At 39.4% G+C, this 22,419-nt stretch carries 25 protein-coding genes and 1 pseudogene; 12 read left to right on the top strand and 14 right to left on the bottom strand.

Going from position 1 to position 22,419, the window contains the following annotated elements:
- Positions 1–141: 141 nt before the first annotated feature.
- Both PR795_RS03215 and PR795_RS03210 read left to right on the top strand, forming a co-directional pair.
- Positions 142–744, top strand: coding sequence for a tetratricopeptide repeat protein (locus PR795_RS03215; RefSeq protein WP_006657904.1), 603 nt, complete (start codon positions 142–144; stop codon positions 742–744).
- Between the two features lie 196 nt (positions 745–940).
- Positions 941–1,378 (top strand): universal stress protein, encoded by a 438-nt coding sequence (locus PR795_RS03210; RefSeq protein ID WP_006657903.1) that lies wholly within the window; start codon positions 941–943, stop codon positions 1,376–1,378.
- Between the two features lie 210 nt (positions 1,379–1,588).
- Here PR795_RS03210 and agp read toward each other — a convergent pair whose 3' ends face one another.
- Positions 1,589–2,842 (bottom strand): bifunctional glucose-1-phosphatase/inositol phosphatase, encoded by a 1,254-nt coding sequence (agp, locus tag PR795_RS03205; protein ID WP_036974779.1) that lies wholly within the window; start codon positions 2,840–2,842, stop codon positions 1,589–1,591.
- A 238-nt stretch (positions 2,843–3,080) separates the two neighbouring features.
- Between agp and PR795_RS03200 the strand changes: the two genes are divergently transcribed.
- The gene (locus PR795_RS03200; protein ID WP_272516650.1) at positions 3,081–3,518 is read left to right on the top strand and encodes a GNAT family N-acetyltransferase; all 438 of its coding nucleotides are present in this window, start codon (positions 3,081–3,083) and stop codon (positions 3,516–3,518) included.
- A 58-nt stretch (positions 3,519–3,576) separates the two neighbouring features.
- On the opposite strand, the gene PR795_RS03195 is transcribed toward PR795_RS03200, so the two are convergent.
- From PR795_RS03195 to fdnG, 4 genes are all read right to left on the bottom strand, one after another.
- Positions 3,577–4,110, bottom strand: a complete 534-nt coding sequence (locus PR795_RS03195; RefSeq protein WP_224063783.1) for a GNAT family N-acetyltransferase — start codon at positions 4,108–4,110, stop codon at positions 3,577–3,579.
- Between the two features lie 114 nt (positions 4,111–4,224).
- Entirely contained in the window at positions 4,225–4,881 is a 657-nt protein-coding gene (fdnI, locus tag PR795_RS03190; RefSeq protein ID WP_006662084.1) for a formate dehydrogenase-N subunit gamma, read from the bottom strand.
- A complete protein-coding gene (gene fdxH, locus PR795_RS03185; RefSeq protein ID WP_006662085.1) occupies positions 4,874–5,761 on the bottom strand; it encodes a formate dehydrogenase subunit beta in 888 nt (295 codons plus the stop codon). The genes fdnI and fdxH overlap by 8 nt, the downstream gene beginning before the upstream one ends.
- Positions 5,762–5,772: 11 nt before the next feature.
- A complete protein-coding gene (gene fdnG / locus PR795_RS03180) occupies positions 5,773–8,820 on the bottom strand; it encodes a formate dehydrogenase-N subunit alpha (protein WP_181480741.1) in 3,048 nt (1,015 codons plus the stop codon).
- 393 nt (positions 8,821–9,213) lie between these two features.
- On the opposite strand from fdnG, the gene PR795_RS03175 reads away from it, so the two are divergent.
- A complete protein-coding gene (locus PR795_RS03175; RefSeq protein ID WP_036965188.1) occupies positions 9,214–10,368 on the top strand; it encodes a hypothetical protein in 1,155 nt (384 codons plus the stop codon).
- A gap of 37 nt (positions 10,369–10,405) precedes the next feature.
- Here PR795_RS03175 and PR795_RS03170 read toward each other — a convergent pair whose 3' ends face one another.
- Positions 10,406–10,729, bottom strand: coding sequence for a YnfA family protein (locus PR795_RS03170; protein ID WP_006657894.1), 324 nt, complete (start codon positions 10,727–10,729; stop codon positions 10,406–10,408).
- Positions 10,730–10,791: 62 nt separating this feature from the next.
- Entirely contained in the window at positions 10,792–11,058 is a 267-nt protein-coding gene (locus PR795_RS03165) for a DUF2798 domain-containing protein (RefSeq protein ID WP_006657893.1), read from the bottom strand.
- 271 nt (positions 11,059–11,329) lie between these two features.
- On the opposite strand from PR795_RS03165, the gene PR795_RS03160 reads away from it, so the two are divergent.
- From PR795_RS03160 to PR795_RS03150, 3 genes and pseudogenes are all read left to right on the top strand, one after another.
- The gene (locus tag PR795_RS03160) at positions 11,330–11,866 is read left to right on the top strand and encodes a dihydrofolate reductase family protein (RefSeq protein WP_181480740.1); all 537 of its coding nucleotides are present in this window, start codon (positions 11,330–11,332) and stop codon (positions 11,864–11,866) included.
- Entirely contained in the window at positions 11,863–12,447 is a 585-nt protein-coding gene (locus PR795_RS03155; RefSeq protein WP_181480739.1) for a TetR/AcrR family transcriptional regulator, read from the top strand. The genes PR795_RS03160 and PR795_RS03155 overlap by 4 nt, the downstream gene beginning before the upstream one ends.
- 8 nt (positions 12,448–12,455) lie before the next feature.
- Positions 12,456–12,575: pseudogene (locus PR795_RS03150) on the top strand (aminoglycoside 6'-acetyltransferase); the annotation flags it as partial.
- Between the two features lie 65 nt (positions 12,576–12,640).
- On the opposite strand, the gene PR795_RS03145 reads toward PR795_RS03150, so the two are convergent.
- The 3 genes from PR795_RS03145 to PR795_RS03135 all read right to left on the bottom strand — a co-directional run bounded on the left by PR795_RS03145 (position 12,641) and on the right by PR795_RS03135 (position 14,535).
- Positions 12,641–13,069: a TOBE domain-containing protein gene (locus tag PR795_RS03145; protein ID WP_272516649.1), complete on the bottom strand. Its 429-nt coding sequence runs from the start codon at positions 13,067–13,069 to the stop codon at positions 12,641–12,643.
- Between the two features lie 277 nt (positions 13,070–13,346).
- Complete coding sequence (gene can, locus PR795_RS03140; RefSeq protein WP_006657887.1) at positions 13,347–14,030, bottom strand: carbonate dehydratase; 684 nt, start codon at positions 14,028–14,030, stop codon at positions 13,347–13,349.
- Between the two features lie 169 nt (positions 14,031–14,199).
- Positions 14,200–14,535, bottom strand: coding sequence for a hypothetical protein (locus PR795_RS03135; RefSeq protein ID WP_112860135.1), 336 nt, complete (start codon positions 14,533–14,535; stop codon positions 14,200–14,202).
- A gap of 202 nt (positions 14,536–14,737) precedes the next feature.
- Between PR795_RS03135 and PR795_RS03130 the strand changes: the two genes are divergently transcribed.
- Complete coding sequence (locus tag PR795_RS03130; protein WP_006662092.1) at positions 14,738–15,235, top strand: hypothetical protein; 498 nt, start codon at positions 14,738–14,740, stop codon at positions 15,233–15,235.
- A gap of 97 nt (positions 15,236–15,332) precedes the next feature.
- Entirely contained in the window at positions 15,333–16,208 is an 876-nt protein-coding gene (locus tag PR795_RS03125) for a leucine-rich repeat domain-containing protein (RefSeq protein WP_036960491.1), read from the top strand.
- 80 nt (positions 16,209–16,288) lie between these two features.
- Here the strand turns inward: PR795_RS03125 and PR795_RS03120 are convergent, their stop codons facing one another.
- Entirely contained in the window at positions 16,289–17,704 is a 1,416-nt protein-coding gene (locus PR795_RS03120) for an NAD(P)/FAD-dependent oxidoreductase (RefSeq protein WP_006657878.1), read from the bottom strand.
- 412 nt (positions 17,705–18,116) lie between these two features.
- Between PR795_RS03120 and PR795_RS03115 the strand changes: the two genes are divergently transcribed.
- Positions 18,117–18,332, top strand: coding sequence for a KTSC domain-containing protein (locus PR795_RS03115; protein ID WP_036974768.1), 216 nt, complete (start codon positions 18,117–18,119; stop codon positions 18,330–18,332).
- A gap of 50 nt (positions 18,333–18,382) precedes the next feature.
- On the opposite strand, the gene PR795_RS03110 is transcribed toward PR795_RS03115, so the two are convergent.
- The 3 genes from PR795_RS03110 to PR795_RS03100 all read right to left on the bottom strand — a co-directional run bounded on the left by PR795_RS03110 (position 18,383) and on the right by PR795_RS03100 (position 20,398).
- Positions 18,383–18,844: a GNAT family N-acetyltransferase gene (locus PR795_RS03110; RefSeq protein ID WP_181480737.1), complete on the bottom strand. Its 462-nt coding sequence runs from the start codon at positions 18,842–18,844 to the stop codon at positions 18,383–18,385.
- Positions 18,845–18,877: 33 nt separating this feature from the next.
- Complete coding sequence (locus tag PR795_RS03105; RefSeq protein WP_272516648.1) at positions 18,878–19,426, bottom strand: GNAT family N-acetyltransferase; 549 nt, start codon at positions 19,424–19,426, stop codon at positions 18,878–18,880.
- Positions 19,427–19,498: 72 nt separating this feature from the next.
- Entirely contained in the window at positions 19,499–20,398 is a 900-nt protein-coding gene (locus PR795_RS03100) for a LysR substrate-binding domain-containing protein (RefSeq protein WP_006662095.1), read from the bottom strand.
- Positions 20,399–20,546: 148 nt separating this feature from the next.
- Here PR795_RS03100 and PR795_RS03095 point away from each other — a divergent pair, with 148 nt between their 5' ends.
- Positions 20,547–21,557: an aldo/keto reductase gene (locus PR795_RS03095; RefSeq protein WP_181480736.1), complete on the top strand. Its 1,011-nt coding sequence runs from the start codon at positions 20,547–20,549 to the stop codon at positions 21,555–21,557.
- A 51-nt stretch (positions 21,558–21,608) separates the two neighbouring features.
- On the top strand, positions 21,609–22,406 hold the full coding sequence (locus PR795_RS03090) for an SDR family NAD(P)-dependent oxidoreductase (protein WP_272516647.1): 798 nt from the start codon (positions 21,609–21,611) through the stop codon (positions 22,404–22,406).
- Positions 22,407–22,419: the final 13 nt, after the last annotated feature.

Here is a 22,419-nt window from a genome sequence, read left to right as displayed (position 1 = left end):
AACGTTGATATTTACAGAGTATAGAAGTAGAGTAATTGATACTTTGATGGTTATCTTTTCTTACCAATAACTGTCAACACCGTTTCGAGTTTATCTTGAAATAAGGATATTCATAGCCAACTTAAGATGCGGAAAAGCACCATGTTACGATTATTAGCGTTCGTCTCTTTATTTATATTTTCACTAAATTTAAGTATTGCAGCCCCAGTTCCTCCTGAAGTTATTAAACAAATCGAGCAACAAGCACAAAAAGGGGATGTTAAAGCCCAAGTTATGCTCGGTATTGGTTACTATGTCGGTAACGAAATTAAGCAAGATTATCCGAAGGCAAAGAAATGGCTAACAATGGCGGCCAATAAAGGTAATGCGGATGCTCAACTGTTTCTTGGGGATATGTACCTTAATGGCAATGGTGTTCCTAGTGATTTTGAAACCGCCTATAGCTGGATTGAAAAATCCGCAAATAAGGGTAACCCTGAAGCACTGAATTATATGGGACAATTCTATTACCAAGGGGCAGGTGTAAAGCAAAACTACCTTATCGCCTTTGAATGGTTCCAAAAAGCCGCTGATAAAAAATTCCCACCAGCCCAATATCAAGTAGGAAAAATGCTACAAAATGGTGAAGGGACGGAATTCAATGACAAACTCGGTGCTGAATATCTTGATAAAGCCTGTAAAGGTGGTTTAAAGCAGGCTTGCTCGGAAAAAGAACCCGTAAAACCTAAAGTCACCAAAAAATAGTACTGACTATTAAGAACGGTAATATATCGCTCTCCAATTACCGTTTTTCTATCCTATCGTGTTTATTCCCATCAATTACGTACCTTCGCTCACAGCATTTTTAATCGAATTTGATTAATATTAATTTATTAACAATCAATATCAAAACTGATTAAATTGATCTAAACTTATAATATAAAAGAAAAAAGGAGATGTTATGTACAATACAATTTTAGTTCCTATTGATGTTACCGAAGACTCACTCACCGAAATGTTAGTTCCACATGTCAATGCATTGCAAAAAATGCACAACTCAACTGTCCACTTTCTCGCTGTAACTGCACCTATCTCCAATTATTTACGCTATGGCGGTACCATCCTGCCAAGTGATTTTCCTGATGATCAAAAACAAGCAGATATCATTCTTAATGAGCTGAAAGAGAAAGTGAAACTATTCTCTGTCCCAGCAGATAAAGTGCAAGTAAAAGCAGTTGTTGGATCCGTTAAAGATGAAATTCTCGCAACGGCAGAAGATATTAAAGCAGATGTGATATTGCTTGGCTCACGTCGTCCTAGTATGTCTACTTACTTATTAGGCTCGAACGCAGCCTCAGTTGTACGTTATGCGAAAACGAGCGTTCTAGTGGTTCGCTAATCCATCAAAAGGGTCAATGTCAGAGTAAAACGCTATTTTAACTCGCCGAATGGCTAGGCTTAAAGTTTGTTACACTAAATGGTAATTCCATACAATTTATAAGCCCTTTCCTTCAGCATTTGGGGTAAATTAGACGTTCATAAACATTTTCGTGACTCTTTCACACCCTGCTCCAAAGAGCAGGGTTTTTTACATATTATCTCTTTGATATTACTGTTTTAATGCTGCTTTCATGACGTTTTCAAAATCTTCCCATGAACAATAACCATTTTTATCAATTGGGCAATTTTTCAACTCTAAAGTCACATGTTTTGGTGGTGTATCTAATGAAAGATACGCGCTATCACGTAGCTGATCGGCAGTTTGATAAACGTATTCGATCTTCACGTAATCCTTAGTCTCTTTTTTATCGGTCCAACGTTGGAAGACTAATTTCCCACCAATTGGTGTATGTTCGTATTGCTGCGGTAATTGATAGGGTTTGAAATCCATGGCTGACAAGACTGATGCAATATTTGAGTCATGCCCCACTAAGAAAATAAACTTGGCAGTTTCGCCTTTATTCACAGAAACAAACCCCTTATCCATGTAACTCAGAATTGGATGTGCCACATTTTTTGCGATGATTTTTGGTGTGAATAATGTTTCTTGATAACCATTTTTTAGTGTGTTGAGCTTTTTCCATTTTTCATCACTATTCACCATTCCCCATGCCACATCTTTCTCTGGGAAACCTTCATAATATTGTAAATCAATAGCATCAACCGCTGAGTTAGCCATTTTTAACGGTCCACTCACACCAGGTTCTTTTTCAGCTTCTATGATAAAACTATTTTTCGGTGTGGCTAAATTACACAACTTATCGGTGGCGCACTTTTTCGAATCTTTAATATTCAGAACATTGTCTAATTCATCATAGCCGGGTTTTAAATTAAGCCCTTTAAGATGGGATTCCATCGCATCGATCGCTTGCTTTTTAAACTCAGGAGAACTGTTAGTAATAATTGGATTAAATACAGGGTCCATCGTGCCAATTTCTGGCTTATGATGGATATTCACTTTACACCCTGGGAATGCTCCCGCAGTAAAGAACTGGGCTGTTGCAATGGTTCTTTGTAGGCTGTTGGTGTAAACATAAACGTCATCGCTACTGGTTGGGCATAATTCATTAGCAAAGAGCTTATTGCTGTCGAGCCACTCTCTAAAGTAATGCCCCATATACACTTCCAGAGCGCCTCCTTTTGTCGTTAAATAGCCACTTTCCGCATCCCATGCAGGCCATTTTTTGTCTGTTATTTCAGTGAGAATTCCTGTGTTAACAATAGGAGTGCGTAAATTATGGCGACTTAATACGAATACTTGATTCAATTCCATATTTTGAGCATTATCTGTGCTTGCAAAAACGGGGGCCATTGGTGTTAATAATGCAGCCGATAAACACACTGTTAGCATTTTATATTTCATTAACATACTCCTACCATGGTTTTTAAATGGGTTAACAAAATCGGGTAATAAGCGCTACGATAAAATATGAGTATAGTGCTTATATTAATTTCGAAAACATATCCTCTAATAATGAATAAGTTATCTTTTTTTTCTGAGAGTAATATCCCAAAAACGCCCCATAACCAAAATAGCCATCAGATATTGACTTTCTAACCTGACTATCTAAGATAAATTCTCTATATAAGGATAAAATGCAATGAATATTCAACCAGCTACCGTTAATCATTACGATCAAATCATGCGTGTTTGGGAAGCCTCAGTGAGAGCAACTCATGATTTTCTACCCGAAAAAAACATCGAACTGTTAAAAAAACCAATTAGAGAGCAATATTTACCTAACTTATCTGTTTTTGTCGCTTTAAATCCACAAGGTGAAGTCACTGGATTTTTAGGGGCTGGGGAAAATCGACTCGAAATGCTGTTTATTTCCCCGCAAGCGAGAGGAATTGGCATCGGTAAACAATTGCTAAATTATGCTATTGAGCAGCTAGGTGTTAATGAAGTTGATGTGAATGAACAAAACCCTCAAGCCGTTGGCTTTTACCAACACATGGGGTTTGTTCAATATGCTCGTTCAGATACCGATGGTGAAGGAAATCCATTTCCTTTGTTGCATATGCGCTTAGCAAAATAATCCAGATTCAATACTAAGTTAGCATCGTCACTGGCTTTGCATCAAGGCAGGTACATACTTATAAAAAGTTGCGGTTCATCACGGTATTCACGAGAAATTGGTTAAATGTTTGATATTCATCCTGTGTAAAAGGTGAATGCAAACTTAAAATTTCTAATTTATGAGGCGTGTACTTGTCGTTATAGCTCGGATGATGGTGGGAATAATCATTTTTGATAAACCCATTTTTCTCATAAAAATGAAGGCGCTTTCTTGCCACTTCATCTACCAACGGATCAATTTCTAAGACAATCCTAGGGTATAACTGACACAGGGCACTCAGGGATTTTTGACCATAGCCTGCACCACGAATATGTTGAGCAATCGCAAAATGCTCTATATAGAAAAAAGTCTCAATAAGCCATCCACCAATGAATCCAACGAATTGATTGTTATCGACAATTTTATACAAATAAAACTGTTCCAAAGGCAATAATGACTCCCGTCCTCGGATAGAGCGCTTTTCATGGTCAGGAAAAGAAATGTCATATAACTCATTAATTAACGCAATATCATGTTGATTACTTGCAGATACTCTTACCAATTGAACCATTTTCCCTCCTGAAATTAACCCTGTATTGGGTTCAAAATAAGTCATTTTGCGAATAAAAAAAGCCACTGTTATCATGAAATAACAGTGGCTCTATATTACTTAATAATATCGAAATTATTGACCTTTTTTCGCTTCCGCTGCGTCTTCTTTCGCCTCAACATCACGATACCAACGTGGGTGATGTTTCTTCGCCCAACGGCGGCTGACTTTACCTTCAATCATGCCTTTGATGGAACCTTTAACCCAGAATGCCATATACATGTGGATTAAAATGGCGTGGATAAGAATAATCGCTGCTAATGCGTGAACTAAAATACTCCAACGTACCATCCAGATTGGGAATAAATGCGCAAAATAAGGACGCCACATGATAATACCCGTGATCAAAAGTACAAAAATCATACTCATGATACTCCAGAACATCATTTTTTGACCGGCGTTGTATTTGCCCACATCCGCAACTTCATGTTCATTGCCTTTGAGAACTTGAACAATATTCAGGATCCAAGGAATATCTTTTCTATCCGGAATATTGTGTTTCACAAAGCGCACAAACATAAACATCAGTACGACAAAAATCAGCACACCGAAGAAAGGATGCAGAATTCGACCCATTTGTGGCGTACCGAATGTTTCGGTTAGCCACTTTAAGGTTGGGAAAAATAACGCAATCCCTGACAATGCAACTAAGAAGAAGCTGATAACCACTGTCCAGTGGCACGCTCGGTCAATAAATTTCGTCCGAACGATCATTTTGCTCTTTTTACTCATGGTCATCTTTCTCCTCTTCATCATCCACTTCTTTGTTTGGACCAATACCCACATAGTGGAAAATCAGCCCCGCAAATGTGGCGATAAAGCCTGCAACCGATAATGGTTTCAGGATGCTTTGCCATAGATTAATTGGGGTATCAATCTTTGGATCTTTTGGTAACCCGTGATACAGCTCAGGTTTATCCGCATGATGTAACACATACACCACATGGGTTCCTCCCACGCCTTCAGGATCATAAATGCCCGCTTGGGCGTAGCCACGTTTTTGAAGTTTTTCAACGCGTTCAGCACCGTATTCCAACATTTCGTTTTTGGTACCGAAGCGAATGGCTCCCGTTGGACATGTTTTCACGCAAGCAGGTTCTTGTCCGACTGCCACACGATCCACACACAACGTACATTTATACACACGATTATCTTTTGGATTTAATCGTGGAATATTGAACGGGCAGCCCGCAATACAGTAGCCACAACCAATACAGTGCTCTGATTGGAAATCCACAATACCGTTAGCATATTGAATGATTGCGCCCGCTGATGGACACGATTTCAAACAGCCCGGATCCGTGCAGTGCATACAACCATCTTTGCGGATTAGCCATTCTAGCTTGCCTTGCTCAGTGGTTTCGCTAAAACGCATTACCGTCCAAGATTTGGCACTCAGATCTGTTGGGTTATCGTAAACCCCAACACAGTGACCGACTTCATCGCGGATATCATTCCATTCAGAACATGCCACCTGACAAGCTTTACAGCCAATACAGGATGACACATCAATGAGCTTACAAACTTCAAATTTATCGTCACGCGCCTGTGGTGGAGGCGTAATACTGTTGGTCGCGGAACGTTTAATAATGTCTTGAGATTGCATGGACATAGTTCCCTCCCTTACACCTTCTCAATGTTAACTAAAAACGCTTTATACTCAGGAGTCTGAGAGTTAGCGTCCCCCACAGATGGCGTCAACGTATTGGTAATAAAGCCTTTTTGCGTTGCACCTTCAAAGCCCCAGTGAATAGGAAGCCCGACGGTTTCAATCGGTTTACCATCAACCATTAAGGTTTGCAGGCGTGGTGTAACCACGGCAATCGCTTTAATAAAGCCACGTTTGCTACTCACCTTCACCTTGTCCCCTAAAGCAATGCCTTTGGCTTTGGCTAAGGTTTCGCTGATTTCCACAAACTGCTCTGGTTGTGCAATTGCGTTCAAACGCGCATGCTTCGTCCAAGTGTGGAAATGCTCCGTTAAGCGATAAGTGGTTCCGACGTAAGGGAATTCTTTGTGATTACCAAGACGTTTCTTGTCATCTTCAAAAATTCGCGCAGCTGGGTTAGAGACCACACTTGGATGCAGAGGGTTAGTTCCCAATGGCGTTTCAAATGGCTCGTAGTGCTCAGGGAATGGACCTTCTGCCATTTTATCAATCGCAAATAGACGACCTAAACCTTCTGGTTGCATGATAAACGGACCGGTTCCTACTTCTGGCGCTGACGCGTTAAAGTCTGGCACATCGTTTCCAACCCACTTCTTACCGTTCCACTCAATCAGAACCAGATCTTTATTCCACGGTTTACCTTTGGTATCACAGGAAGCGCGGTTATAGATCACACGGCGGTTTAATGGCCATGCCCATGCCCAACCCAATGTATTACCAATACCGGATGGGTCGCTGTTATCGCGATTCGCCATCTGGTTGCCTTTTTCAGTCCAGCTACCGGTGTAGATCCAACAAGAAGAAGCCGTTGAACCATCTGCGCGTAACAGTGCAAATGAATTCAGAAGCTCGCCTTTCTTGGCTTGTAAGTTGCCATCAGCGTCATATAAATCCACCAGTGCAACACCGTTGTTTTCTTTCGCCACTTCTTCCGATTCTGGATGGAATTGGCGTTTATAGTCCCAACGCATTTGCAGTAATGGCTCACTACCTTTACCACCTTCTTGCTCATACATTTCACGGATTTTATGCAAAATACCCGTTAAAATCTGACCATCATTACGCGCCTCACCCGGGGCATCCGCTGCTTTCCAGTGCCACTGTAACCAGCGACCCGAGTTAGCTATAGAGCCATCTTCTTCCGCAAAACACGTAGACGGTAGGCGGAAAACTTCTGTTTGAATTGAGGCAGGATCAACGTCGTTCATTTCACCGTGGTTCTGCCAGAAGTTCGCTGTTTCTGTGGTTAATGGATCAACCACAATTAAATATTTCAGCTTACTTAAGCAGCTAACCACTTTGTTTTTATCTGGGAACGAGGCAACTGGGTTAAAGCCTTGGCAGATATAGCCTGTGACTTTATCTTTGCTCATCATGTCAAAATACTTCATGACATCATAAGCTTGATCCCATTTAGGTAACCAATCATAACCCCATTGGTTTTCAGGTTGAGCAGCATCGCCATAGAACGACTTCATCAAACTGACGAAAAATTTAGGGTAGTTACTCCAATAGTTGACCTGATTTGGCAATGTAGCTTTTGGTGTATTCGCCGCTAAATAGCTATCAACATCTAACTGTTTTTCAGAAGGTAACGTTAAGTAGCCCGGTAAACTCGTGGAGAGAAGACCTAAATCCGTTAAGCCTTGAATATTTGAGTGCCCGCGCAGTGCATTCACCCCACCTCCACAAATCCCCATATTACCTAACAGCAATTGGATCATTGCCATGGTGCGAATATTTTGTGCACCAACAGTGTGTTGAGTCCAGCCAAGTGCGTAGAGGAAAGTACCCGCTTTATCCGCTGCACTTGTTGTGGCTAAAATTTCACATACTTTCAAGAAATCAGCCTGTGGAGTACCACAGATTTTCTCTACCATATCAGGAGTATAACGAGAAACGTGTTTTCTTAGCAGATTCCAAACGCAGCGCGGATCTTGCAATGTGTCATCGCGTAATGCATGACCATTCTCATCGAATTTATAGTTCCAGCTGGTTTTATCGTAACGACCTTTTTCAGCATCATAACCGCTGAATAACCCATCATTAAAGTCAAAGTCATCTCTGACAATCAAAGATGCATTCGTATAGTTTTGAACGTACTCTGCATTTATCTTATTATTTTCAATTAGATAAAGCAGTACGCCTGAAAGGAAGGTAATATCCGTTCCTGAACGAATTGGCACGTAATGATCCGCGACCGATGCGGTACGCGTGAAACGCGGGTCCACCACAATCAAGGTTGCATCATTATTATTTTTCGCTTCAATCGCCCAACGGAATCCGACAGGGTGAGCTTCAGCGGCATTACCGCCCATCACCACAATCACATTGGCATTTTTAATATCAACCCAGTGGTTGGTCATCGCACCGCGACCAAATGTTGGAGCAAGACTTGCTACCGTTGGTCCGTGTCAGACACGCGCTTGGTTGTCGACCGCTAGCATACCGAGCGATCGTGCGAATTTTTGGGTTAACATTCCCGTTTCATTGCTAGCCGCAGAGGCACAAAGCATCCCTGTCGATAACCAGCGATTGACTGTGGCACCTTGTTCATTTTTTTCAATGAAATTGGCATCACGGTCATCTTTCATTAAGCGAGCAATACGTGTAAAGGCATCGTCCCAGCTAATGCGTTCCCATTTATTCGAGCCTGGTGCACGATATTCAGGATAACGTAAACGACTGTCACTACGAATGTAATCCAGTAACCCTGCGCCTTTCGGACACAAAGCACCACGATTCACAGGATGATCAGCATCGCCCTCAACGTGGAAGATGGCTGAGCGAGCATTCATGGCCCCATCACCCATACTATAAATCAGCAATCCACAACCCACGGAACAATAGGTACAAGTATTACGCGTTTCTTTAGAACGCAATAATTTATTTTCACGTACATTAGCCATTGCCATTCCTGGCATAAAACCTAACGCAGCTACAGTTGTACCTGCCATCCCGCCGGCGCAGATTTTAAAAAACTTTCTGCGACTGACGTTCATTATTAACCTCTTTTTATTTTTGTATATTCGCGGGAGAGAATATCAGTCACTTGTAATCATATATTGCCTAAAATCAATGAAAGTGAAAATAAAGGTTAATTAATGTCATTTAGGTAGTTAATCAGCCATTAAAATTACCACTTAATGAGTAATTTTTGTTAAATTGATTCAGATCAATTAGGAAAAATATTTGAATTATAGATATCATTATTTCTGTAGGAAACTAAAATATATTTAGTTTATGTCAACATTAGCCATTATATTGTGGTTTATACCTATAACTTAGCCTCATTTAATATTTTTAGATATAAATAATCATTTTTTGCAGGCATTTTTAAATTAAAATGATTAATCTTTAATATTCAAAAATAATACAAACTCACTGAACCCACTATGCCATTAACTCATATTAATTCCACACCATCCGGTCAATTCCCAGCGAAAAAAGCAGGAAATATTCATAAAATTCCCGCAAGCTGGCGAGTTGCTAAAAATTTAGCCCCAAGTATTAATACAATTAAATCCACATCAACATGCCTATTAAGCCTTGATATGGGCGAGCCTATATTAGCAAAGCCCCAATCCCTTAATGCACTAAGAGATACTATCAAGGAGAGGCTGCATAATCATCATGATGAGTCTGCTGCTCAAGGCATTGCAGTATATGGATTTGCTGCTCAGCAGCTAAATAACTGCCATTATCTTTATTCAACGAAACCTAGGAAAGCCATTACTACAATTTCTAACTTCAATACTAAATTAGATTTAGTTAAAGAGACTTTTAATTATCAATTAAGCCATAGGGATTATATTTATCAACTTTTATTCCGACAAGTCGATAATTTCATTGATGCATTATATGAAAATAAACCCAAGCATTATTTATACGTTGGCAATAAAAACCTAGCGCCTTATTTACATGCATGGAAAGAGTATCTAAATAAATCAAGCCATAAGACCGATTTATTCAAATATATACATAGCAAAGAAATTTCAATAGAAGAAAAAAACAAAGTTATTAAAAAACTTATTATTAAAAACACCTCTAGCTCAGTTGACGGTCAAGAGTTATACGATTTCATTACTAAAAATAACATTATAAATTGCACTTCATTAACTGATTTCAAGAAAAAAATAACCGAACTCAAAAATAATAAAAACGTCGATTTAGATAATTACATTATCGGATTATTTGAATTAGTCCAAAATCATTTCTTTAGAAATACCAGTAAACTTGGATTAGATTTTTTTAATGAAAATGCCTTCTCTATTGTTATGACTTGGAATGATGCAAAAAATGCACCGCTGTCATTAGCAGATATTCGTCAAAAAACCTTCAAACAAGGGTATCACCGCCTATTTGATGGGCAAAGTCATATTGAACCAATTACTTTTTCTGAGATAAGGCATTTAGATAAGCATTCAGAGCAATTTGCACATAAAATTATCAGAATCATCACCGATGATAAACACGTCGCCTTTTCCCTTGGATTAGAAGGTCATTGGGGAATATATGACAAAGCAGAATTTTTATCCGAAGCTAATTAATCATAGCGAGTAAAGGATAAATAACTTTACTCACTGGCTATTTCCATCCACTGATAATAATTCCAGCGCCCAGTAATACGACGAAAGCGCCAACCCAATCAGTAACAGCAAGGGAAACACCATCAACCACTTTTAGCCAGATCAATGCCGTGACAATATAAATCCCACCATAAGTGGCATAAATACGTCCGCTGGCTTCAGGATGCAAAGTTAATAGCCAAACAAACAGCATTAAGCAGAGCACTGCTGGTAGTAACAACCACGGACTCCCCTGCTTTTTCATCCATAAATATGGAAAATAGCACCCCGCTATTTCCGCTATCGCGGTTAAAAAAAACAACCCAAGAATTTTTAATGGCATAACAATAGGCTTTCCAAATTAAGTCATGAACAATACCGCCCAATATTGGGCGGTACATTAAATTAAACTTGCTTAACAAGCAGCAACGAAATACGTCTTGCAATCGGCAAGATAAATAACACCGTAGGAAATGCAATCATCCATGAAAGTCCCCATGAGCTCATCCAAGGCGCATAAATTTCGGATGTAAAACCCAATGCTCTTATTGTACTAATAAGAGAAACAATGCCACTCATGACTAGGGATAGGAAGAAAGGAACCAAAAAAAATAAGGCTCGCATTGGAAGCTTAGGGATACCTAATACAAAATTACGATCTTGATACGACATAAAATCCCCGTAAATCAGCGAGTACACAACAGCATATAACTGTTGGTACAACAACGTTATATGCGTTGATTTACGTAAACGCTTACGAGTCGTAGAGACCAATTGAGAATCATTCTAATCTTTGTTCATGCTTTGTCAATATACCCTTCAATCTCTTTCTCACTCAACTTCATGCATTTTATCTTAGCAATGAATTCCACGCAGTTTCTATTGTATTATTTCCGCTTCAGTTTATTATACGTCGTATAATAAACTGAAGCGGAAAATGATAATGACTACCGGACATGTTTTTATTGCCACTAGCCTTGATGGATTCATCGCCCGTGATAACGGTGATATTCATTGGTTACTCCAATTAGATTCAAAGGGAGAAGATCATGGCTATGATGAGTTTATGGCTAATATTGATGTGATTATTATGGGTCGAGGTACCTACGAATCCATCAAACATATCCAGCCTTGGTTTTATCATCGTCCTGTTATTGTGCTATCAAAAACACTCGCCCAAGAAACCATCCCTGATGAATTAATCGGTAAAGTATACTTTCTGGATTTATCCCCGAAAGAAATTATGAACAGGCTAGAATCTGAAGGTCATCATCGTGCCTATATTGATGGTGGTAAAGTCATCCAATCCTTTATTTCTGATGGTTTAATTAACGATCTCATCATCACGAGAATTCCTATTTTGTTAGGATCTGGTCGCCCATTATTTGGTGAAATTCCTAACGACATTCATTTACGCCATATACAGACCACAACATTTGCCTCAGGATTTGTACAATCCCACTATGAGATACAACAATGACAATGCAAAATAAAATGGCGACCACAAGAAGTGTAGGAAGACCCAGTAAAAAACAGCCAAAAATATCTGCTGAAATCATCATAAATGCGGCAATCAAGTTTATCGATTCTCATGGATTTTCAGCGTTGAGTATGCGAGCGCTCGCAAAAGAAATGGGGATCAATCCCATGACAATTTATTACTACTTTGAAGATAAAGAATGTTTGGTCAAATCCATTGCCAATCATCTATATGCTGATATTAAACCCAATTTATCGGGTACACCGTCTGAACAAATAAAGCAGCTATTAACTGAATATCGAGGCTATATTGTACGCTACCCTGAGCTGACATTATCAATATTTAATCATCCCAATACATTTCCAGAACAAGCAAAGCGGATCACAGATACGCTCATCAACCTTGCAATGAAATTAAGCCTCCCCCCAGAACAAGCCACATTATGGGTATTTATTTTAGTCGATTTTACTCATGGCGCGGCGCTCGCTGTATCAAATAGACAAAAGATGGATAATGACATCAGTGACATAAACTATTATCACCAAGGTATTGATGCTTTATTACGTCATTTAAATAAGTAGGGAATACATGCAAAGAATTAGCTTCTGATACCAATCTAAATAACGAAATTTCACAGAAACTTCATCAATCTCTTGGATTTATTGAAACTGAACGAATTGTTTTTTATAAGCAACAACTTTCTGATTGATAGGTTATAGGAAAATAGATAGGTCGTAGAAGAACTACGACCTTGATAATATAGGACGGTTTAATCTATTTTTTCGTCGCTAAAATTACACTCGATGCTTTAACAATAGCAGTAACTTTACTTCCTGCCGCTAATTTCATCTCTTCGACGCTATTATTCGTCACAACAGCAGATAACTTGGTTCCGGCATTCGTTGTCAAATGAACAACGGCGTTCACACTACCAGTTTCAATTTCATCAATACGGCCGCTGAACTGGTTACGTGCTGAAAACACATACTCATGCTCATCAGAGACTAAAACAACCCATGGCGCTTTAATAATTGCGACAGCCTGTTTACCTTTCACGAGCCCCAATAATTGAGTACTGTTTTTTGTGATCACTGCGGAAATTGTTTCACCATTACCGAAACTCAGTACCACTTCATCATTAACCGCTCCAGCAACAACTGACTGGACGGCTCCGACAAGTTGGTTACGCGCTGAAATTGACATAGAAAGCTCCATTCAAAGGAAGATAAATACATACTTAAAGGGATATTAGTCTCTTTAAAATTTGTTTACAAACAATCAAAATGTTTAAGCTGTCTAAATGAGTTTCAAATCACATTGACCATAAGCCCATCAATTCAACGGAAAACACACAAATAAAACAGTGTGAGATACCGAGCTGGAGTTGTGGTTAACGTTTAATTTCCCGCGTTTGATTGCTACATCATTCATCATAAAAAGCGCCGCGGAACGGTATTGTTCAACGGCGCTTTTTATTCCATTAATTAGCAGAACAGCCCGTCGTGAACGGGGCTTTTGTTGTTAATGCTGCAATGGCTTCTCGGTAACAAAGTTCAAGTTTTGCTCGGCTATCCGCAGTAATATCGAGATCGATTAAATAGCCGTCGGTAATACCGTATATCCAACCGTGTACCATAATATCCTGCCCTCGTTTCCAAGCAGATTGTAATACTGTGGAATGACCTAAATTATAGACTTGCTCAATCACGTTCAATTCACATAAGCGATTAATTCGCTCAGTGGGTTTGAGCTCTCCTAACATTCGGCTATGTTTAAACCAAATATCACGAATATGCAGTAACCAATTATCAATTAAGCCCAATTCTTTATTATTAATAGCCGCTTCAACCCCACCACAACCATAATGCCCACACACAATGATATGCTCGACTTTAAGAACATCGATGGCGTATTGAATTGCTGATAAACAATTAAGATCAGTATGCACAACCAGATTCGCAATATTTCGATGAACGAAGAGATCGCCAGGCCCCACTTTTATGAGTTTCTCAGAAGGAACTCGGCTATCAGAGCAACCAATCCATAAAAATTTAGGTTGTTGATCTTTTGAAAGCTGACGAAAAAAATCAGGGTCCTGCTCTTTAATGGACGTCGCCCATTCTCTATTATTTACAAATAATTCTTTAACTTTATCCATCGCCATGTGGCACTCTCACTTACCAATCTTACTGTCTATCGTATTTTAAGTTTCTTATAAAAACGCAGTTAATTTAATTAACACGCCTCAATTTACCAGAAGATTATTCTCAATCGGTGAGGATGTAAAAAGAAAAATACCATAAATGATGACAATGCCTATTCTAAATTCATCATTAATTCGTTTCTATTTCTACAGACTCTTTCGCCATTTGCATTTTTAACCAAAATGCTTGTTGGCATAAACTAAAAAACTCTTTTCTTTGAGGAAAAACGGAACGACCAGCAGAATCAATAACCTGCCAGATAATCCAGCGTTCAGGACATTGACTATCATTATTTGGAATAGAAAGCTCGATTTCTTCAGTGCATTGAAGAATAACAGCATCATGAAAACGCCACCGCCGAATAACTTGCATAACTTCTGATTGAACATCTTGCTGGAGTTGCTCAAAAATAACTTCGCAAGTAGCCGGTTTCTCTAGGGTGTTTAATATGTACTTCGCTAGCATAGTTTACTATTGCTCATAAAATTCTAATGGCTTTTTTATACCTAAAAAAACAAGTATAAACACCCAACATTCCAAAGCATGCAAAATAATTAGATATCAATTACAAAGTCCAAATAAAATCTAAAGACTACCGTTAATCCTATATCCTTAATTGCACTTAAATTGTACGTTACTTTATCATTTAAAAAACGAAAGGTTTGTTATGTTCAAAAAATTACTTTTATCCATCATGTTAAGCGGTACGGTAGTATCTGGCGCTATCGCCAATTCAGCCTGCTTACCGATGACAAATCAGAGTTTAACTAAAAGTGGTCTACCTACCCCTAAAAATAGTACCGCTTATAGCAACTACACGGATGTGACAAACAGTGTTTTTAGTGCCATAACTAAAGATATGACTTCGGAAGAAAGAAATGATGTTGTTTGTACTAAAGATGCCTTTAGCTATTCTATCTATATGTCTAATGAACAGAAAATCGCCAACATTTGTGAAACTAAAAGTGGTTGCAATGATTTAAAAACAATTTTCCTTGTATTAGCTAACATTGATATTAATGAAGGTACTGAAGCTAAATTAAAAACAGCGATGACAAAATCTGGGATCACAGAAGCCAACATTAAAGATACCCCAGAAAAACTCGAGCGTTTTATTAGCCAATATGAAACTCAATTTACCAAGCATTTCGGTGACTTAGACTAAGATTGCCTTTCAAGAATTTCTTTTTGCAAAAATATTGCCTGTGTGTAAATTCATAGGTAATGTTCCTGCAATACTTCCCTCAACAGAGAGATTCTCGATGTTACACCAACATTCCAACTCATGCTTGAATCTGAATCTGGATTCAAGCAATCATAAAAACATCGATTCGTTTGTCACTCCGCCATTCTCTTACCATGTCATTAGTGCTTATAACAATGCTTTAACTGAGTATCCTTGCATTTTATCTGAATGTGTTGATTTACAAGTTCTCAACTTATCTTGTAATCAATTAACCCATATTCCGACTTCATTGCAAAAACTGACTCAGCTGAAAATGCTCGATCTTGGGCACAATCAAATAACGCAAATACCGGATGTTATTGGTGAGTTAACTCATTTACAGTTTCTGTATCTGAGTGATAATGGCTTCGAAGAATTGCCCGATTCATTGAAAAAATTGAAAAATTTACGCTACTTTAATGCGACTGATAATAAGCTCAACCAACTTCCTGATTGCTTATCGCACCTCATTAATTTGCAGGAACTGCGCCTATACAATAATCAAATTACAGATATTTCAGGTAAATTAAGTGGGTTAACTCAAGTGAGTGAAGTTCATTTAATGAATAATGCAATTCAGGAAATTCCTGATGATATCTTTTATTTAAAAAAGATCAGAATACTTGATCTGAATAACAACCAAATTCGTCATATCTCTCCCAATATAGCCCAACTGAAGAATATCACCACGCTCAATCTACGGTTTAATTCACTCACTCAGCTCCCTGACGCGATTGGTGAATTAGCCTCTTTACAGTATTTAGATTTGCGTGCTAACTGCCTCAGCAGCCTGCCAGATTGCCTACTTAACTTACCTCAGCTCGAAAAGCTGGATTTGCGATGGAATAATTTTTTGGTTAAGCCTCGTATTATTGACCAATTACAGGACCAAGGCTGCACTGTGTTTATTTAGTTTTCATCTGCTATTTATACAAAAAGCCCTCATAAATGAGGGCTTTTTCATCTTCACATCAGCAATATACGATGCTCTGATTAGAAGCGATATAAGCTAAAAGGTTTAGCATTGATAACCGGTTCTTTACCTAACAGTAAGTCCGCAGTGATTTCTGCTGAAACTGGGCTTTCAGTCATCCCCCAGCCAGTTGCTGTATTGATAACCAGACCTGGATATTCCTTAACTTCAGAAATAATTGGGTTTTCATCAGGCGCGATAGCCATTGCTCCACTCCATTGGTCAACTAATTTAGAGTCTTTAAATGCAGGGAACTCAGTTTTCAGTTTTTCCAGAGAAGCATTCAATTCTGGCAGATCCGGTAAAGCGGTCATGTCTCGGTTTTTCTCAAACGGAGACACTTCATCTAACTTCCAGCTCGTATCTTGTGTAAACGAGTTAATCAGTTGTTCATTTAATGAAATGTGTACTGGGAAGTCAGGCATCGCTAACAGTGGCAGATACTTATAGCCATAAGTGAAGGATTCTTTAACCACAGGCGCCACGATCACACGAGGAGACGTTGCATAAGTACCATCTGCTTGCTCACGGAAGAAAATATTCCCTGGAAGAGCGACGTTCCCGCCCGGTGCATTTGGTGCTGCGCTGATCAATTGCTGTGATTGATAAGCCGGTAATGTTGGAACATCTACGCCAAGATTTTGCATGAACAGACGAGACCAAACACCACCAGCAACAACAACCTGAGACGTTTTGATCGCACCTTTTTCAGTCACAACATCAGAGATAACGCCCGCATGAGTTTCTAAACCGCGCGCTGCACAGTTGGTATAAATTTTAATACCAATTTTCTTCGCGTACTCAGCCATCACGAATGCAGTGACTTCAGCATCGAAACTACCGGAATCTTCTTCGAAACCAGCAATTTTCCAGTCAGACTTCGCCCCACGAAGACGCTGATTTAGCTCGCTACCTTCAATGATTCTAGTTTTGAATGGAATATCTGAACCCACATTTTTACTTCTTTCGTCAATCCAGCTTCTTACATGAACCAGATCTTCTTCATCCAGAGGAACTTCTACACGACCTTGAGTACGGTAAGTGGTATCAACCCCCACTTTTGCATTCATTTCGCGCCAGCGATGTTTACCTAAATGGTGCAATAAGAAGGTTTCATCTGGCATTTTATAGGTGATAGCCTGGCCATAGAAGCGTGAAGATTGCTCTCCCGCAATGTTACCTTTTTCGACGATAACAACAGATAAGCCACGCTCAGCAAGGTTGATTGCTGTCATTACACCTAAAATACCTGCACCAATAACAACCACATCAGATTGTTGTGGTAACGCACCTTCTGTACCTTCTACAAAGCCAAAACGTGGCTTACCTGGAACAAATCTCCCTTCGCGAGTCAACATCGGTGTTAAAATTCCAGCACCTGCAGCCACAGCGACTACAGAACCACCGATAATAAATTTTCTTCTAGTTATTGCCATTTCGACATGATTCCTTATACACGACCAATATTACTAATAAAAAACTATTCTATTTTATATTATTTGTTAATCATTCGTAAACTGATAGTAAATAGTGTTTATTATATTCACAACTCCATTTTTTTATCTTTAAAACTGCATAAAAACAATTATAAATATTATTTGTTAATTTTGACCTTTTAAAAATAATCCAATTTAATCATGCAATTAATCCAGCAGTACTGTGATATATTTAACCTTTTGATTTAAAAACATAATACATAAAAAATCATCTTTTTTAGATTATTATTCATTAGCAATTAATGCTTATTGTTATGAATTAGTCTAATTTAGAGATCAATATTATTGGTTAGTGCCTAGAAACCTCTAAATCTTGGCATTAAATACCTCTATTAGGCGTGAGAAATGACATATGGGTAGGCTATATACTGCAGAATCAGAATTGAATTCCGTGCATGATGATCACGAAACAAAAACGTTAGAGGTGGAGTATTCACAAAAAGGTAGCTATCAATATAGCAATGTTTCCTTTCACATTTACCAAGGCTTAATGGTTGCTGAAAATAAGCCACATTATTTAGAATGTTATGTAATGAAAAAATACGCTTTTATTAGGGTTTATTATTAGCCATTGTTGATCGCCATATATTGTTTATCACCATAAAGAGACCACCATCGTTATAACATTCTCACCATTACCGCATTATGAAGCACCATTCCTCTGACAGGCACTTTCTGCCGCTTAATGACTTCAAATTGGTTGATTTTAAAAAACATTTCAGCGGATAAGCTCACATGAGCCCATAATTTATTAATCCTCTTAAATTGGGCTACGTTGATAATCTGATGAATCAGTGCAGTGCCAATGCCACAACAAGGCTGAGCAACAAAAAAATGGTCAATATACCCATCATCTTGAAGGTCCGCATAGCCAACAATCTCATTCCCCCTATAAGCAACAAATGGCATTAATAAATCCATTTTATTTTGCCATTCCTCAGCCTTGAACATTTTTGGTGCCCAAGCATCAAGTTGTTCCTTCGTATAGTAAGAAGCGGCTATAGAATGAATGGAGGTATAAAATATTTTATGCAGTTCTGCTGCATCACTGGGTTTGTAGGGTTTTATATCTATTTTCATATCAATAATAATGGATAAGATTGAATTTAAGTTTTATGGCCTAAGCTTGAACATCAGTGTCGTCGATTCCAAATTGCCGTTAACTGATAATGCAAACTGAGGTATCTCACCACTGATCTGCCATCCTAAAGAGCGATATAAATTGACCGTCATTCCCTTAGTCACCGTATCCAGTGTGAGAAGTGTTAACCCTGATTCCCACGCAATTTGTTCAACTCTACTCATCAATTGTTTTGCAAAACCGTTGCCTCTATAGCGAGGTAATACGAGTAATTTGCAAATTTCACCTCGGTGCTTACCATTTAATTTAGAGCATAAATCTAATCCTACAGTAGCGACAACTTGATTATTCACTTCCACCGTCACGAGCTTAAACGCATGTGTTGTTAATGCACCATTAACGCCAATCCAATAATTTCTCATGTCATCAATCTGTGTCTCTGCATGGGTATACCCCACGCTCGCACCACCAAGAACACATTCATATAATAAGCGAGTCAATTCATCTATTTTGCTTTCATTTATTTTATCGTTATAGCATTGAATAATCATATTGGTACCTGCGGCTATAGATGACGTCATATTTTGTATATAGAAAAACACATTTCACACAATACCAAGTGGCTATTGATATTCTCGATTTAACATATCAATTTAGTCATGTTGGATTTGACTTAAGATCTCCCTAAAATGAATAACCAACGGGCGTAAATTTGCCTTATGCCAGACAGCCCAAAGCTGAGTCGTCATATTCATCCAAGGCACCTCTCGTACAATAGCCCCTTTCGGTAAATTATACCGCAAACCATTTTGTATCAATGTGACGCCAAGACCCGCAGCGACGAGACCTAATGCAGTTAACGGTTCTTCTGCCTCTAACCGAATATCCGGTCGAAACCCAGCTTTCACACAAGCAGCAACAAAATCATCCCTCGAATGTGAGTTATCGTTGTTGTGTAAGACGGAAATCCACTGCTGGGCGGTGAGGTCTTCAGGGGTGATCTCCGCTTTTTCAGCAAGAGGATGATGATGAGGTATCGCAACGAGCATATGATCATTGAGTACTTGAAAATATTCTAACTCACTCTCTTTACCTTCAGGCGGTGTATCAACCATTGCAAAATCAAGGCTGCGTTGACGTAGCCCTTCTAATTGGCGTTCTGGAGTTTGACTATAAAGCGCAATATGCACATCAGGGCGCGAATCCCTCAACACACTCAGAGAACTAGGTAGAACGCCTGAATGCATGGCATTTTCAATGTAACCCACACATAGCCCACCATCTTCTCCTCGACCTAAGCGACGACCTAAAGATTCTAGGCGATTGGCGTGAGTGAGAAGTGAACGAGCTTCCGTTAAAAACGTTTGTCCATCAGACGTTAAACGGATCCGTTGCTGACTTCTTTCAAAAAGCATTAAGCCAAGTCTTTCTTCTAATTGAGAAATTTGGCGGCTTAATGGGGATTGGGAGATATGCAGACGCTCCGCTGCACGCCCAACATGTTCCTCTTCTGCTACAACAACGAAGTAGTTGAGTTGGCGCAGGTCAATCATAGTTGATTCCTTTAATGTCTCAAGTTAGATAAATTATGTCCTATCATGTCAGAACAAATCAACCTAATATTTCCACCACGACAGGATGGCACGCTGTCCTGAAATATTATGTTGCTGATAACAATCTAATTTATTAAGGAATAACAATATGAGTATTAAAAAACTACTGCCTAGCCAAATTGGTTTCGGTGGTGCACCACTCGGTAACATGTTCAGAGCTATCCCTGATGATGAAGCACTGGCAGTGGTACATGAAGCATGGAATTTAGGTATTCGTTATTTCGATACTGCACCACTGTATGGTTCCGGTTTATCTGAGATCCGCATGGGGGAAGCACTATCTCAATATTCACGAGATGATTATGTGTTGAGCACCAAAGTGGGTCGCATCATGCTAGATGAGATGGAAGATCCAGCAAAACGTGATTTCGGGGAAAAAGACGGTATTTTCGAACATGGTTTGAAAAACAAAATTCTGAATGACTACTCTGAAGATGCAACGTTGCGCTCTATAGAAGATAGTCTGAAACGTTTAAAAACAGACCGTATTGACATCGTCTGGATCCATGACCCTTCACAAGATTTCTACGGAGATAGCTGGTTAGAGCATTTTAATACAGCACGTACAGGCGCTTTCCGAGCGTTGACTCGTTTGCGCGAAGAAGGTGTGATTAAAGCTTGGGGCTTAGGGGTTAACCGCGTCGAGCCTTGTGAGTTAACGCTGGGTCTAGATGAGCCAAAACCAGATGCATTCTTATTAGCGGGTCGTTATAGCTTATTAGATCACGGTCGTGCACTTCAACGACTGATGCCCGAAGCATTAGAACACAACGTTGATATCGTTGTTGGTGGTCCATACAGCTCCGGTGTATTGGTCGGCGGCGAGCATTTTGAATATCAAAAAGCCTCTCCTGCTATTCATCAGCAAGTGGCGAAAATTTATCAAATTGCTCAGCAATTTAATGTTGATGTTAAAGCTGCCGCATTGCAATTTTCATTAGCTAACCCAGCCGTTGCTGCTGTGATTCCAGGCTCAAGCCGTCCAGGTCGTATGGCGGATGATTTAGCCGCATTAGCCACTAAAATCCCAGCTGAATTCTGGTTGGAAATGCAGCGCCAAGGTTTGATTGCCGCGAACGCACCGTTACCCATTCGTTAATTGCGCAACAATGAGTAGGTACGCATAACCTACTCATCTTTAAGGATTGATATGAAATTAGATTTGAATAATCGCGTCGCTATTGTTAGCGGCTCAACATCGGGTATTGGTCTTGGTATTGCGCGTGGCTTAGCAAAAACAGGTGCAACGGTCGTGATCATCGGGCGTAGCCAGAGCAGTGTCACTAATGCCATGAACTCTATTAAAGATGGCGTACCTGAAGCAAAATTACGTTCGGTGATCGCTGACTTAGGGACAGAAGAAGGTGCTAAGGTGTTATTTAACCAAGAGCCGACTGCCGATATCTTAATTAATAATTTGGGTATTTTTAACAGCAATGACTTTTTTACTGTTCCAGATACTGAATGGTTAGATTTTTACAATATTAATGTACTTTCTGGTGTGCGCTTGTCACGTCACTACGCACAACACATGGCTTCACAACGTTGGGGGCGTATCATTTTTGTTTCCTCTGAATCGGGTGTTGCAATACCGAGTGACATGATCAATTACGGTGTGACGAAAAGCGCTAACCTCGCAGTATCGCATGGTCTCGCTAAGCGCCTTGCTGGAACAGGTGTGACGGTGAATGCAATCCTACCAGGACCAACCTTTACCGATGGATTAAAAGAGATGCTAACGGATGCTATGGCGAAATCTGGATTATCGGCTCGAGAACAAGCGGATGAGTTTGTCAGAAGCGCACGTCCAAGCTCCATAATCCAAAGAGCCGCAGATGTTGATGAAGTGGCTAATCTTGCTGTGTATTTAGCATCCCCCCTTTCATCTGCAACAACCGGCGCCGCATTGCGTGTCGATGGTGGTGTTGTAGATACACTTGCAATGTAACGAATTTTAAAAT

The sequence above is a fragment of the Providencia sp. PROV209 genome (assembly GCF_028479485.1).
GTDB lineage: Bacteria > Pseudomonadota > Gammaproteobacteria > Enterobacterales > Enterobacteriaceae > Providencia > Providencia alcalifaciens.
Note: the sequence above shows the minus strand (reverse complement) of the source record. Positions and strands in the feature narration are given on the sequence as shown.

What these genes read in the sequence shown, in the direction of transcription:
- PR795_RS03215 (WP_006657904.1), top strand. Translation starts at nt 142, where the DNA reads ATGTTACGATTATTAGCGTTCGTCTCTTTATTTATATTTTCACTAAAT.
- PR795_RS03210 (WP_006657903.1), top strand. Translation starts at nt 941, where the DNA reads ATGTACAATACAATTTTAGTTCCTATTGATGTTACCGAAGACTCACTC.
- agp (WP_036974779.1), bottom strand. Translation starts at nt 2,842, where the DNA reads ATGAAATATAAAATGCTAACAGTGTGTTTATCGGCTGCATTATTAACA.
- PR795_RS03200 (WP_272516650.1), top strand. Translation starts at nt 3,081, where the DNA reads ATGAATATTCAACCAGCTACCGTTAATCATTACGATCAAATCATGCGT.
- PR795_RS03195 (WP_224063783.1), bottom strand. Translation starts at nt 4,110, where the DNA reads ATGGTTCAATTGGTAAGAGTATCTGCAAGTAATCAACATGATATTGCG.
- fdnI (WP_006662084.1), bottom strand. Translation starts at nt 4,881, where the DNA reads ATGAGTAAAAAGAGCAAAATGATCGTTCGGACGAAATTTATTGACCGA.
- fdxH (WP_006662085.1), bottom strand. Translation starts at nt 5,761, where the DNA reads ATGTCCATGCAATCTCAAGACATTATTAAACGTTCCGCGACCAACAGT.
- PR795_RS03175 (WP_036965188.1), top strand. Translation starts at nt 9,214, where the DNA reads ATGCCATTAACTCATATTAATTCCACACCATCCGGTCAATTCCCAGCG.
- PR795_RS03170 (WP_006657894.1), bottom strand. Translation starts at nt 10,729, where the DNA reads ATGCCATTAAAAATTCTTGGGTTGTTTTTTTTAACCGCGATAGCGGAA.
- PR795_RS03165 (WP_006657893.1), bottom strand. Translation starts at nt 11,058, where the DNA reads ATGTCGTATCAAGATCGTAATTTTGTATTAGGTATCCCTAAGCTTCCA.
- PR795_RS03160 (WP_181480740.1), top strand. Translation starts at nt 11,330, where the DNA reads ATGACTACCGGACATGTTTTTATTGCCACTAGCCTTGATGGATTCATC.
- PR795_RS03155 (WP_181480739.1), top strand. Translation starts at nt 11,863, where the DNA reads ATGACAATGCAAAATAAAATGGCGACCACAAGAAGTGTAGGAAGACCC.
- PR795_RS03145 (WP_272516649.1), bottom strand. Translation starts at nt 13,069, where the DNA reads ATGTCAATTTCAGCGCGTAACCAACTTGTCGGAGCCGTCCAGTCAGTT.
- can (WP_006657887.1), bottom strand. Translation starts at nt 14,030, where the DNA reads ATGGCGATGGATAAAGTTAAAGAATTATTTGTAAATAATAGAGAATGG.
- PR795_RS03135 (WP_112860135.1), bottom strand. Translation starts at nt 14,535, where the DNA reads ATGCTAGCGAAGTACATATTAAACACCCTAGAGAAACCGGCTACTTGC.
- PR795_RS03130 (WP_006662092.1), top strand. Translation starts at nt 14,738, where the DNA reads ATGTTCAAAAAATTACTTTTATCCATCATGTTAAGCGGTACGGTAGTA.
- PR795_RS03125 (WP_036960491.1), top strand. Translation starts at nt 15,333, where the DNA reads ATGTTACACCAACATTCCAACTCATGCTTGAATCTGAATCTGGATTCA.
- PR795_RS03120 (WP_006657878.1), bottom strand. Translation starts at nt 17,704, where the DNA reads ATGGCAATAACTAGAAGAAAATTTATTATCGGTGGTTCTGTAGTCGCT.
- PR795_RS03115 (WP_036974768.1), top strand. Translation starts at nt 18,117, where the DNA reads ATGGGTAGGCTATATACTGCAGAATCAGAATTGAATTCCGTGCATGAT.
- PR795_RS03110 (WP_181480737.1), bottom strand. Translation starts at nt 18,844, where the DNA reads ATGAAAATAGATATAAAACCCTACAAACCCAGTGATGCAGCAGAACTG.
- PR795_RS03105 (WP_272516648.1), bottom strand. Translation starts at nt 19,426, where the DNA reads ATGACGTCATCTATAGCCGCAGGTACCAATATGATTATTCAATGCTAT.
- PR795_RS03100 (WP_006662095.1), bottom strand. Translation starts at nt 20,398, where the DNA reads ATGATTGACCTGCGCCAACTCAACTACTTCGTTGTTGTAGCAGAAGAG.
- PR795_RS03095 (WP_181480736.1), top strand. Translation starts at nt 20,547, where the DNA reads ATGAGTATTAAAAAACTACTGCCTAGCCAAATTGGTTTCGGTGGTGCA.
- PR795_RS03090 (WP_272516647.1), top strand. Translation starts at nt 21,609, where the DNA reads ATGAAATTAGATTTGAATAATCGCGTCGCTATTGTTAGCGGCTCAACA.